11 protein-coding genes are annotated in these 11,140 nt (G+C 73.1%); 8 read left to right on the top strand and 3 right to left on the bottom strand.

Annotated elements, in window-relative coordinates; genetic code table 11:
- Positions 1-42 precede the first annotated feature (42 nt).
- From C4V41_RS56450 to C4V41_RS56440, 3 genes are read left to right on the top strand one after another with little or no spacing between them, the layout of a single operon-like run.
- Positions 43-681, top strand: coding sequence for a nucleotidyltransferase domain-containing protein (locus tag C4V41_RS56450; RefSeq protein WP_235031018.1), 639 nt, complete (start codon positions 43-45; stop codon positions 679-681).
- Entirely contained in the window at positions 678-1,424 is a 747-nt protein-coding gene (locus C4V41_RS56445) for a nucleotidyltransferase domain-containing protein (protein ID WP_103964316.1), read from the top strand. Before C4V41_RS56450 ends, C4V41_RS56445 begins: the two co-directional genes overlap by 4 nt.
- Positions 1,424-4,105 (top strand): ATP-binding protein, encoded by a 2,682-nt coding sequence (locus C4V41_RS56440; protein WP_103964315.1) that lies wholly within the window; start codon positions 1,424-1,426, stop codon positions 4,103-4,105. The genes C4V41_RS56445 and C4V41_RS56440 overlap by 1 nt, the downstream gene beginning before the upstream one ends.
- A gap of 22 nt (positions 4,106-4,127) precedes the next feature.
- Here the strand turns inward: C4V41_RS56440 and C4V41_RS56435 are convergent, their stop codons facing one another.
- Together C4V41_RS56435 and C4V41_RS56430 are read right to left on the bottom strand one after the other, a co-directional pair.
- Positions 4,128-4,889: an arylamine N-acetyltransferase family protein gene (locus C4V41_RS56435; protein ID WP_103964314.1), complete on the bottom strand. Its 762-nt coding sequence runs from the start codon at positions 4,887-4,889 to the stop codon at positions 4,128-4,130.
- A 36-nt stretch (positions 4,890-4,925) separates the two neighbouring features.
- The gene (locus tag C4V41_RS56430) at positions 4,926-5,873 is read right to left on the bottom strand and encodes a GNAT family N-acetyltransferase (protein WP_103964313.1); all 948 of its coding nucleotides are present in this window, start codon (positions 5,871-5,873) and stop codon (positions 4,926-4,928) included.
- A gap of 133 nt (positions 5,874-6,006) precedes the next feature.
- Here C4V41_RS56430 and C4V41_RS56425 point away from each other — a divergent pair, with 133 nt between their 5' ends.
- Together C4V41_RS56425 and C4V41_RS56420 are read left to right on the top strand one after the other, a co-directional pair.
- Positions 6,007-6,942 carry a hypothetical protein gene (locus C4V41_RS56425; protein ID WP_103964312.1) on the top strand — a complete coding sequence of 312 codons (936 nt, stop codon included), beginning with the start codon at positions 6,007-6,009 and terminating at the stop codon, positions 6,940-6,942.
- Positions 6,943-7,020: 78 nt separating this feature from the next.
- On the top strand, positions 7,021-7,533 hold the full coding sequence (locus C4V41_RS56420) for a hypothetical protein (RefSeq protein WP_235031024.1): 513 nt from the start codon (positions 7,021-7,023) through the stop codon (positions 7,531-7,533).
- A 51-nt stretch (positions 7,534-7,584) separates the two neighbouring features.
- Here the strand turns inward: C4V41_RS56420 and C4V41_RS56415 are convergent, their stop codons facing one another.
- On the bottom strand, positions 7,585-8,382 hold the full coding sequence (locus C4V41_RS56415; protein WP_103964310.1) for a class I SAM-dependent methyltransferase: 798 nt from the start codon (positions 8,380-8,382) through the stop codon (positions 7,585-7,587).
- 140 nt (positions 8,383-8,522) lie between these two features.
- On the opposite strand from C4V41_RS56415, the gene def reads away from it, so the two are divergent.
- The 3 genes from def to C4V41_RS56400 are packed head-to-tail and all read left to right on the top strand — an operon-like array spanning position 8,523 to position 11,080.
- The gene (gene def / locus C4V41_RS56410; protein ID WP_235031017.1) at positions 8,523-9,056 is read left to right on the top strand and encodes a peptide deformylase; all 534 of its coding nucleotides are present in this window, start codon (positions 8,523-8,525) and stop codon (positions 9,054-9,056) included.
- A gap of 7 nt (positions 9,057-9,063) precedes the next feature.
- Positions 9,064-9,684 (top strand): helix-turn-helix domain-containing protein, encoded by a 621-nt coding sequence (locus C4V41_RS56405; RefSeq protein WP_103964308.1) that lies wholly within the window; start codon positions 9,064-9,066, stop codon positions 9,682-9,684.
- The gene (locus C4V41_RS56400) at positions 9,677-11,080 is read left to right on the top strand and encodes a pyridoxal phosphate-dependent decarboxylase family protein (RefSeq protein WP_103964307.1); all 1,404 of its coding nucleotides are present in this window, start codon (positions 9,677-9,679) and stop codon (positions 11,078-11,080) included. Before C4V41_RS56405 ends, C4V41_RS56400 begins: the two co-directional genes overlap by 8 nt.
- The last annotated feature ends 60 nt before the right edge of the window (positions 11,081-11,140 follow it).

Below are 11,140 nucleotides of genomic sequence, written 5' to 3'. Positions count from 1 at the left end.
CGATCAGACCAGTCCGCGCCCCCATGGCGCAAGATATGACCCGTGAGCGAAGACATGATCCTTTCCGTCGTGATGGGTTCGCGGGCGTACGGGCTGGAGACCGACGCCTCGGACACCGACCGGCGCGGCGTGTTCGTGGCGCCGACGGCGGCGTTCTGGCGGCTGGACAAACCGGCCACGCACCGGGACGGGCCGCTGCCCGAGCAGTTCTCGTGGGAGGTCGAACGTTTCTGCGGCCTGGCCCTGGAGGCCAACCCCACCATCCTCGAATGCCTGTGGTCCCCCATCATCGAGACGATCACCCCCGCCGGGCAGCGGCTGCTCGACCTGCGGACGGCGTTCCTGTCCGAGCGGGCGCACCGCACGTTCGGCGGGTACGCCGAGACCCAGTTCCGCCGCCTCGACCCCGCCGCGCCCAAGTGGAAGCAGGCCATGCACATGGTGCGGCTGCTGCTGAGCGGCCTGCACCTGGTGCGGCACGGGGAGCCGCTGGTGGAGGTGGGAGGCTACCGGGAGCGGCTGCTGGCGATCCGGCGCGGGGAGGTGCCGTGGGACGAGGTGAACGCCTGGCGGGCCGAGCTGTCGGACGAGCTGGCCGCCGCGCCGAGCGTGCTGCCCGAGCTGCCGGATCGGGCGCGGGTGGAGGAGTTTCTGGTGGGCGTGCGGAAGGAGCACCTGTGAACACGTTGCCCGGGTGGCTGGCGGAGGTGGCGGGCGAGCAGCCGTACGCGCTGGCGTTCGCGACGGTGAGCGGGGCGCACCTGTACGGGTTCCCGTCGGTGGACTCCGACGTGGACCTGCGCGGGGCGCACGTGCTGCCGGTGGAGGAGGTCGCCGGGCTGCTGGACGGGCCGGGGACGCTGGACCGCACGTGGACCAGGGACGGGGTGGAGGTGGACCTCGTCACGCACGACCTGGCCAAGTTCTGCCGGCTGCTGCTGGGGCGCAACGGCTATGTGCTGGAGCAGTTACTGTCGCCGCTGGTCGTGACCTCCTCCCCCTTGCGCGAGGAGCTCCTCGCGCTGGCGCCCGCGTGCGTGACCCGGCATCACGCCCATCACTACCTGGGGTTCGCGCGTACGCAGTGGGGGCTGTTCGGCAAGACGGGGGAGCTGAAGCCGCTGCTGTACACCTTCCGCGTGCTCGCCACCGGCACCCACCTCATGCGGACCGGGGAGCTGGTGGCGGACCTGACGTCGCTGTACTCGTACGGGCCCGCGTACCTGCCGGACCTGGTGGAGGCCAAGCGCACGGCCGAACACGCGCCCGCTCCCGCCACCCCGGACCTCGACACCGACGTGGCGCGGATGACGGCGGCCCTGGAGGAGGCCCGCGACTCCTCACCCCTGCCCGACCGTGCCACGGCCGAGCGGGCGCTGCACGATCTGGTGGTACGGGCGCGGCCGGCGGGGTCGCGGGTGTGATGCTGGTCGGCAGGAAGGACGCGCTGGCGGTCGTCGGGGACGTGCTGCGGGCGGGGGCCGGGTGCGTGGTGGTCGAGGGGCCGGCCGGAATCGGCAAGAGCCGTCTGCTGGAGGAGGCCGCTGGGATGGCGCGGGCCGGCGGGGCGCTGGTCGCCTTCGGCCGGGCCACCGAACTGGACCGGGTGGCACCGCTGTCGACGTTGCGGCGGGCGCTGGGGCCGCTCGGCGCGCCGAAGGACCCTCCAGCCTCCGGATCCTCGTGGACCGGATCCTCGTGGACCGGTGACGGGTTCCAGGAGATCGAGCGGCTGGGTGAGGCGATGGACCGCTTCACTCGCTCCCAGCCGCTCGTGATCGTCCTCGACGACGTGCAGTGGGCCGACGAGCTGACCTGCCTGGCGCTGCGCCGGCTCGTACCCGGGCCGGCCGGCTCCCCGGTGGCGTGGCTGCTGGGCCGGCGACCGCTGCCGGAGCAGGAGGCGGTGGAGCGACTGATCGCCGAAGGCGCCCACCGGGTGCCGCTCCCACCACTCGGACCGGAGGAGTCGGCCGAGCTGAGCGCGTCACTGCTGGGCGCACGGGCGGATGCATCGGTGCTGGAGTTGGCACGGGCCAGCGGCGGGAACCCGTTCCTGCTGGAGGAGGTGCTGACGGGCCTGCGGAACGAAGGCCGCATCCTGGTGTCCAACGGCACGGCCTCAGTGGTCGGCGGGGTGGCCGGCGGGGTGGGGTTGCCCGCCGGGTTCGTGGCGGCCGTCGAGAGGCGGTTGCGCGATCTGTCCGCCGACCAGCGAAGGCTTCTGGAGGTGGGCTCGGTGCTGCGACGCCCGTTCTCCCTGCATGAGGCCGCCGGAATGCTCGGGATGGCGCCTGGAGCACTGCTCGGACACGTGGAGGGCACCCTGCGCTCGGGTGCGCTCGTCGAGGACGAGGACCGGCTGGCGTTCCGGCACGACCTGATCCGGGAGGCCGTGTACGGCGGCCTCGGGGCGGCGATCAGAACCGCGCTGCACCGGGAGGCGGTGACCGTGCTCAGAGCGGAGGGCCGGGCACCCGCGGAACTGGCCGAACACCTGCGCCACGGTGCCAGGGCCGGAGACGCGGCGGCGATCCGGGAGCTGCGAGCCGCCGCCGAGGAGGTGATGGCCGCCGCACCCTCAGCCGCCGCGGACCTGATGCTGCGGGCACTGGAACTGGGCCTGGCCGGCCAGGCTCCCGGCGGCGCACCCGCTGATGAGGCCAGTGCCGATGCCGGTGCCGGTGGGGGGATGGTGGCTGATGTGGTGCGGTTGCTGGCGTCGGCTGGGCGGCTGCGGGAGGCTCATGGGATCGCCGACGCGCACGGCGTACCCCTGAGCGTGGCCGGGGAGGCCGGGGTGGCGATCGGGCTGGCCGAGGCGTTGAAGCACGCCGGGGACGATCAGGAGGTCATCCGGCGGACCGGGCGGGTGCTGGGGCTGCCCGGGGTGCCGGGGCGGGAGCGGGCCCGGCTGCTGGCCGTACGGGCGCACGCGCTGATGATGACGGGCCGGATCGACGCGGCCGACCGGGCGGCCGCGCGGGCGGTGACGGAGGGCGAGGTGTTCGCCCAGGTGGTGGGGTTGGAGGCGCTTTCCACCGTGGCGCTCGTCCGTGGCGACCTGGCGGCGGCACTGCGGCATGCCGAGCGGTCGGTGGGGCTGGCGGACGCGGCGGGCGGGGAGACCGCGCATCGGCATCCACGGCTCTGGCTGGGGGCCGCCCTGGCGGCGTCGGACAGGTTCGAGGAGGCCCAGACCGCGTACGCGGTGGTCGAGCGGGAGTCCGGGCGGCTCGGTACGGCGTGGTCGCTGCCGTTGCTGCACCGGTTCAGGGCCGCGCTGCTGCTGTCCTGGGGACGGCTGGACGACGCGGCGGCCGAGGCCGAAGCCGGGCTGCGGGTGGCGGAACAACTGTCGGCCATGGCGCTGGCCCCGGCGCTGCTGGGTGTGCTCGGGCAACTGGCGCTGCTGCGGGGAGATCCGCACGCGGCCCGGGAACACCTTGACCTGGGCCTCCGGCTGGCCGGTGACGGCCCGGGGCTGGTGGCCGAGGAACTACGCGGGCGACGCGCACTGCTTCACGGGGACGATGGCGGGCTTTTCGGGGAAGAGGGCTGGGCGCTGGCGTACCTGATTCTGCAGGAGCCGTGGATGGCGGCGCGGTGGCGGGCGGTGCCCGGGGTGGTGGCGTGTGCGCGTGAGCTCGCTCGGCGCAACCCTGGTGTCGTGTCGCTGGCGGCGGGGGCCGCGCACGCCGAGGGGCGGTTGGAGGAGGCGGTCGAGCTGTATCGGGCCGGGCCGCGGCCGCTCGGGCTGGCGGCGGCGCTGGAGGAGGCGGGGCGGCGGGACGAGGCCGTTGAGGTGTACCGGGCGTGCGGGATCGTGCGGGACGCCGCTCCCCCGGAGGGCATCGGACATTCGGACCGGGCTGGGCGCGTGGAGGGGGCCGGGTGGGGCTGGGCCGGGCTGACGGCGGCCGAGTTGCGGGTGGTGCGGCTCGTCGCCCAGGGGATGACGAATCGGGAGGCCGCCGCGGCCCTGTACCTGTCACGGCACACGATCGACAGCCACCTCCGGCACGCCTTCGCCAAGCTCGGGGTGAACAGCCGGGTGGAGCTGACCCGCCAGGTGCTGGCCCACGAACCACCGGACCAGGGTTAGGAGTGGCTGGGGGGTTCCCGGGTTACGGCTGGAGGTGGAGCAGGAGGGCTTCGGCGTCCCTTTCGTCGATTTCGATGGTCAGTTCTTCGCGCAGCCACCGCGCCAGCTCGCCCCCCGTGGCGAACGTCCGCTCCTCCAAACGGATCCGGGCGTCGGCCGTGGTCCGCTGGGCGAGCACGTGGCGGACGAAAGGCGAGCGAGGGCTGTTGGCGATGTAGAAGTTGGCCACCTCGAAGTCGCTCGGATAGTGCGGTTCGTCCGGTCTGAACGCGTACAGCTCCATATCCCCCGCATGCAGCACCCAGAAGTCCTCGTCCCGCCCCAGCCGCCATCGCCAAGGCCCGGACGCCAGTTCGGCCCCCTCCTCGAAGGGCAGCGGCTCCACCAGCCCCTCGCCGCCGAAACCGACGTCCGCCAGCCACGTGCGGCCGTCGGCCTGGACGGTGAGCATGGCGTGGCTGCGGGGCAGGTGGGAGCGGCCGAGCCGGATTCTGGCCAGGTGGCGGGTGACCGGGAAGCCGAGGCGTTCCAGGGCGGCGGCGAGCAGCAGGTTGTGCTCGTGGCAGTAGCCGCCCCGCCCGCCCGTCACCAGCTTGTCCTGGAGGCTGCCCAGGTCGAGCTCGATCCCCCGGCCGAGGACCGCGTCGAGGTTCTCGAAGGGGATCGTGCGCACGTGCGCGAGGTGCACGGCGCGGAGGGTGGCGGCGGACGGGGTGCGCGGGCCGGTGTGGCCGATCCGGGTCAGGTAGGCGTCGAGGTCGAGTTTTTCGAGGTCCCAGGTCATGGGATCAACGATGGCGGGACCTCGGGCGCCGGGGCATCACGTGTTCACGGGATTCGCCGACAGGACCAGCCTGATGGCGAACGTTCGGTAGCCGGCCCGTTCGAAGGCGCGCGCCATCGGCAGGTTGCCCGCGTCCGTGTCGGCGACGATCCGCTGGACGCCGCGTCCGGCATGGCAGCGGGTGATCTCGCCGAGCAGGTCGTCGACGTAGCCGAGGCCGCGCTGCTCGGGCACCACCCCGAGGTAGCCGACCACGGGCCCCGCGTTGTTGGCCGAGGGCAGGGCGACGCCGACCAGGTCCCCGTTCTTGTCGTACGCCAGCCGCCACCACCCCCGATCCCCCTGCATGGACCGGTTGTCGCGCACCTCCTCGCGCGCCTGCGTCTCCGGGTCCATCGTGGTCAGGGCCTGGCGGGTGTGGAAGTCGAGCGTCCCGACGGCCACCCGCCGGAACGCCGCCACGAACGCCTCGTCGTCGTCATCCCCGCGGAAGACCAGCCGCTCCGACGGCTCCGGGACGGGGGCGTCGGCGGCCGTCCACTCGTAGCGCAGGCGTTCCAGTTCCTCGGTCAGCCCGGCCCGCCCCGCGGCCTCCCACCGCCAGGCGATGGCCGCACGGGCCTTGGGGTCGTCGCGCCAGCCGCTGGGGACGAACACGTGGTATTCGGGCGCCATCCCGTACGCCTCATGGGCCCGGTTCAGCAGGTCGGCGGCCAGGTCCACGCGGTCGTGGGCCACCGAGGGGTGTACATGGACGCAGTCGAGGGCGAGGGGCTTCGGGCCGTCGGGGAAACCCCACCAGACGGCTCTGGCCAGGATCTCGCCGCTCTGCTCGTCGAGGGCGAGCCAGATGCGGTCGAAACGGTAGTTGCCGCTCTCCAGGAACGACAGCAGCCGGTCGGGATGGGCCCAGCTGATGGCCTCGTCGACGACGCAGCCGAGCAGGCGGTCTAGATCGGCTGCGACCGCGGGACGGAAAAGCATGAATCCTCCGAGAAGTAAAAGAAGTGGGCGCGGTGAGCGCCCCGGCGAATGCCGAACATCTCAGCGCCTCCTTTCTTCTGACTTTTCGGTGCCAGGCGGCACTCTAGCTGAAATATCGCGACAGGATGGGCACGTGAGCTCCTACGACGACGACACCCTGCCCCTGCAGCCGCCGGTCCGGCTGCCCGGAGAGGCCACGCTCGCGGCCGCCGTACGCGCCGCGCCCCTGGCCGGGGAGCTGAAGACGGCGGGCGACGACGGGGAGGTGCTGGCCGCCTGGGCGGACCGGTGCCGGGAACGGCTGGCCGAGGACGAGGGGCTGCTGCTCGAACTGATCAGGATGTTCCTGTCCCGCGAGCCGCTCAAGGGCGACGTGCCCGAGGCGCTGACGGGTCTCGGGCTGGTACGGCAGGCGGAGCCGTACACGCTGAGCTGGCTCGGCCTCTGGGTGGCGCGGCAGATCATCGCCGAGACCACCGGGCAGGACATCCCCGTCATGGGCTCACTGGCCGGCACCGACGCGGCGGCGCTGCTGCACGGGCTGCGGTCGTATCCGGAGCCCGAGCGCGGCGACGAGCTGGCGGGGTGGCTGAAGGGCCGGGACGACGACAGCGAGGCGGCGGTGGCCGAGATCGCGTCGGTGCTCGGCACGGTGAGCCCGCTGAGCCGGGCGGTCGGGGTGGAGGTGCTGTCGGCGTACTTCGGTGAGGAGGGGCGGCTGGCCCTGACCCGGCTGCTGGAGGAGCCGAAGCTGGGCGCGGTGATCGCGGCCAGGACCGGGCGGGAGGAGCGTCAGCCCGCGCCGGACGAGATCGCCTGGGTGCTGGTGGACATGGCGGCGGCGCTGCTGGAGTTCGGCGGCGAGGTGGGCGAGGTCGTCGAGTCCATCGCCATGGGGATGGACGCGGACGAGCAGGCGGGGACGATCGCGATCCTGGCGTTCGGGGACCATCCGTGGACGGGGCGGGTGCTGCGGGTGCTCATCGAGCACCATCCGGAGGAACGGGTGGCGGCCGCGGCCCGCAAGGCACTGCGCCGCCTGCACGGCCTGGGCGACGTCCGCGGGTGACTTAAGGCGCCTAGCCCGAGGGACATAAGGGACGTGGGTGACCGGGGAGATGTGGGCGCCGGTAGAGTCGGGCCGGTGATGAAGCATGTGATCTCGCCGCAGCCCGGCATCCTGGGGGACACGTTCGCCTGTGACTGCGGCGCCGTGCTGGCCGGCCGGATGACGGCCGAGTTGCACGCCGCCGAGAACGGCCTCTGCTCGGTCTGTCTCGGCACCGCCGTGGAGGAGCCGGTGCCGGGCCTGACGCGCGACTGCACGTCCTGCGCCGGCACCGGGCGCCGCAAGGAGCAGATCACCTGGCAGCTCGCGTACGCCGAGGCCGAGCACCTCATCACCATGGCCGTCATACGCGGCATCGTGAGCGGGTTCGACGGCCCGTTCCACCTGTCGGAGATCGCCGACACGGTGCGCACCGGCCTCAACCTGCCCACCGGCCGCCTGCCCGTCGGGCCCCGGGTGCGTGATCTGCTGCTGCGGATGCAGGCCGCGGGCGAGATCACCATGCTGTCCGCGCCCGACGAGATGGTCGGCACCGACATGGTCCTCTACCGCGACCCGCAATGGCAGCGCGCCCGCACCCTGGGCCTATGACCGAACCGCATGAGCGGTGCGGCGCCATCGCTCTGGGGCGATCCGCGCCTGCTAGGCCGGCCGGCAGAGGATCTCGCCGTGCAGGATGGAGATCCAGCCGTCGGCGGCCGACGCCCACTCCTGCCACCCCTCCGAGATCCGCCGCAGGTCCGCCTCCGTGGCCGCGCCCGTGGCCAGGGCCTGGGCGGCCATGGACGAGTGCAGGATCCGGTCGGCCCACATCCCGCCCCACCACGCCCGGTCCTCAGGGGTGGCGAAGCACCAGGTCGAGGAGGTCGCCGTGACGTCCTCGAAGCCCGCCGCCCGAGCCCACGACAGCAGCCGCCGCCCGGCGTCCGGCTCGCCGCCGTTCGCCCGCGCCAGCCGCTGGTAGAGGGCCATCCACTCGTCGAGCGCCGGCAGCAGCGGATACCAGGCGAACGCCGTGTAGTCGCTGTCGCGGACCGCCACGTACCCGCCGGGCTTCGTCACCCGGCCCATCTCCCGCAGCGCCCGCACCGGATCGCCCACGTGCTGCAGCACCTGGTGCGCGTGCACCACGCAGAACGTGTCGTCCGGGAAGTCCAGCGCGTGCACGTCGGCCACGGCGAAGTCCACGTTGCCCACGCCCCGCGCCGCCACCTCGGCCCTGGCCAGCTCCAGCGCGTCCGCGCTCACCTCGGACGCCGTCACGTGCCCGGTCCTGGCCGCCAGGTCGGCGGTGATCGTGCCGGGGCCGCTGCCCACGTCGAGCACCTTCATGTGCGGCTTGAGGTGCGGCAGCAGGTAGGCGGCCGAGTTCTCGGCGGTGCGCCAGCGGTGTGAGCGCAGCACGGACTCGTGGTGGCCGTGGGTGTAGACGGCGTCCATCGGCAAACTCCCTCGTTTCGACGACGCCGCCCACCCTAACGCTAGTCTCACCATTCAAGAGGAACGGTCTTGATATGCGAGACGGCGCCGCCGACCGTACACTTGCCGCAAACATTCGCAACCGAGGAAAGGCGTTGGTCGTGGGAGAGGTTCGGCCGATCGTGCACGTGGGCGACCCGGTGCTGCATCACCCGTGTGAGCCGGTCACCCGGTTCGACGGCGAGCTGGCGGCGCTGGTGGACGACATGTTCGCGAGCATGTACGCGGCGGAGGGGGTCGGCCTGGCCGCCAACCAGATCGGCGTGGCGCTGCGCGTGTTCGTCTACGACTGCCCCGACGCGGACGGGCGGCGGCACAAGGCCGTCGTCGTCAACCCGGCGCTGGAGCTGCCCGGCCTGGGCGAGCGGCGGCTGGACGCCGACGACGAGGGCTGCCTGTCGGTGCCCGGCCAGTACGCGCCCCTCCCCCGCTCCGACCGGGCCACCGTGCGCGGCTTCGACGTCGCGGGCGAGCCCGTCACGGTGGAGGGCACCGGGCTGCTGGCGCGCTGCCTGCAGCACGAGACCGACCACGTCGACGGCTACCTCTACATCGACCGGCTGCCGGCCAAGCGCCGCAAGCAGGTTCTCGCCGCCTACGAGGCGTCCGCTAAGGCGGAAGTTTCACCGCTATAGTGGAGGAATGACTGGCGAAGGGGTCCTGACCAGCGGGCTGTCCATGGCCGAGCTGGGCGTGCGGATCCGTACCGAACGGCGGGCGCGCGGGCTGTCCATCGAGCGGCTGGCCGAGCTGAGCGGCATCAGCAGGAGCATGGTCTCCGAGGTCGAACGGGGCACGAAGACCCCGACCGTGCTGGTGCTCGACCGGCTGGCCACGGCGCTCGGCACCTCGATCGGCCGGCTGCTCGACGAGCCGGCGCACGGCGCGATGCGGGTGCTGCGCCACGCCGATCAGCGGGTGCTGCGCGATCCGTCCGGGTGGGAGCGGCGGGTGCTGTCGCCGGTGCTGGGCGAGGTGGAGTTCGAGTTCATGCGGACGACCATCGGGCCCGGCGTCGACGCGGGCGAGTTCGCGCCGCACGCGCCGGGCTCGCGGGAATATCTCGCCGTCGAGCACGGCACCCTGCGCCTGACGATCAACGGCACGCCGTACGAGCTGGCGGCCGGCGACTCGGCCTACTACCCGGGCGACTGCCGCCACGCCTTCGCCAACGACGGCACCACCGGCTGCGTCTTCTACCTGGCCATGGAGCTGGGCGCGGCCGGGCACCACGAAGCACGAAGGGACTCCCCCGATGGATGAGCTGCGCCTGGCAGGGACGAAGGCGGCCACGATCATGGCCGACCATCTCGCGAACATCGGCGACGGGCCGGTCTGGCGGCCGGTGCCGGACGCGGAAAAGGCCTGGCTCACCGCCCAGGAGCTGCCCGAGACCGGCCGCCCGCTCGACGACCTGCTGGAGGACGCGCGGGCGCACGTGCTGCCGTACCCGATGGGCAACGGGCATCCCCGCTTCTTCGGCTGGGTGAACTCGCCGCCCAACCCGGCGGGCGTCCTCGTCGAGCCGCTGGCCGCCGCGTTCGACCCGAGCTGCGCGGGCGGCGACCACGCGGGGCCGCACCTGGAGCGCACGGTGGTGCGCTGGCTGGCCGGGCTGGTCGGCTTCCCGCATCCGCCCGGCGGCGGGCTGCTGACCAGCGGCGCGTCCATGGCCACCGTGATCTGCCTGGCCGCCGCCCGCCAGCGGGCGGCGCTGGCCGACGGCTGGGACGCGCGCGAGGAGGGGTTGTCGGGGCGGGCGCCCTTCGTCCTGTACGTCACCGAGGAGGGGCACAGCTGCCTGCACAAGGCGGCCCAGTTGCTCGGCCTCGGGGCACGGCACGTGCGCACGGTGCCGGTGGACGGGGCGTACCGGATGGACGTGGGCGCGCTGCGTACCATGATCGAAGAGGACCTGGCAGCGGGGCTGCGGCCGTTCTGCGTGGCGGGCAGCGCGGGCACCGTCAACTCCGGCGCGGTCGACCCGCTGGACGAGATCGCCGGCGTGGCCGCCGCGCACGGGTTGTGGTTCCACGTGGACGGCGCGTACGGTGCGCTCGGCGTCCTGGCCGACGATGCCGCGCCGCACTACGCGGGGCTCGGGCGGGCCGACTCGCTGGCCCTCGACCCGCACAAGTGGCTGGGCGTGCCGGTGGGCTGCGGGTGCGCGCTGCTGCGCGATCCGGGCGCGGCGCGGGCCGCGTTCAGCCTGGTGCCGTCGTACCTGATCGACGACAACGCGGGCGATCTGGGGTGGTTCGCCGAGTACGGGCCCGAGCAGACCCGCCCGTTCCGCGCGCTGAAGACGTGGGCGACCCTGTCGCACCTCGGCCGCTCCGGCGTCGAGCGGCTGGTGAACCACACGACCGGCCTGGCGCGCACGCTGGCCGCGATGGTCGAGCAGGCCGACGACTTCGAACTGCTCGCCCCTGTGACCACCTCGATCACCGCCTTCCGTCACATTCCGCGCACCGAGGGGCTGGACGCGCTCAACCGGGCCATCCCGTTCGCCGTCCAGGCGCGCGGCAACGCCTTCCTGACCGGCACCCGGCTGGGCGGCCGCGACGCGCTGCGGGCCTGCTTCCTGCACCCGGACACCACCGAGAACGACCTGGCCGTGCTGCTCGACGAGATCCGGCTGGCGGCCAAGACGCTGTAGTGGGAGCCGACAGAACCGGCCAAGTCCGGTGAGTCGCGCGGGGCCCGGGGTAGGGGCGGC

Origin of the sequence: Nonomuraea solani, from assembly GCF_900108335.1 — a bacterium.
GTDB classification, from domain to species: domain Bacteria; phylum Actinomycetota; class Actinomycetes; order Streptosporangiales; family Streptosporangiaceae; genus Nonomuraea; species Nonomuraea solani.
This window is presented reverse-complemented; position numbering and strand designations above follow the sequence as displayed.

Excerpts from the sequence above, each read along its gene's own strand:
- C4V41_RS56440 (WP_103964315.1), top strand. The coding sequence starts at position 1,424 with ATGCTGGTCGGCAGGAAGGACGCGCTGGCGGTCGTCGGGGACGTGCTG.
- C4V41_RS56435 (WP_103964314.1), bottom strand. The coding sequence starts at position 4,889 with ATGACCTGGGACCTCGAAAAACTCGACCTCGACGCCTACCTGACCCGG.
- C4V41_RS56430 (WP_103964313.1), bottom strand. The coding sequence starts at position 5,873 with ATGCTTTTCCGTCCCGCGGTCGCAGCCGATCTAGACCGCCTGCTCGGC.
- C4V41_RS56420 (WP_235031024.1), top strand. The coding sequence starts at position 7,021 with ATGAAGCATGTGATCTCGCCGCAGCCCGGCATCCTGGGGGACACGTTC.
- C4V41_RS56415 (WP_103964310.1), bottom strand. The coding sequence starts at position 8,382 with ATGGACGCCGTCTACACCCACGGCCACCACGAGTCCGTGCTGCGCTCA.
- C4V41_RS56405 (WP_103964308.1), top strand. The coding sequence starts at position 9,064 with ATGACTGGCGAAGGGGTCCTGACCAGCGGGCTGTCCATGGCCGAGCTG.
- C4V41_RS56400 (WP_103964307.1), top strand. The coding sequence starts at position 9,677 with ATGGATGAGCTGCGCCTGGCAGGGACGAAGGCGGCCACGATCATGGCC.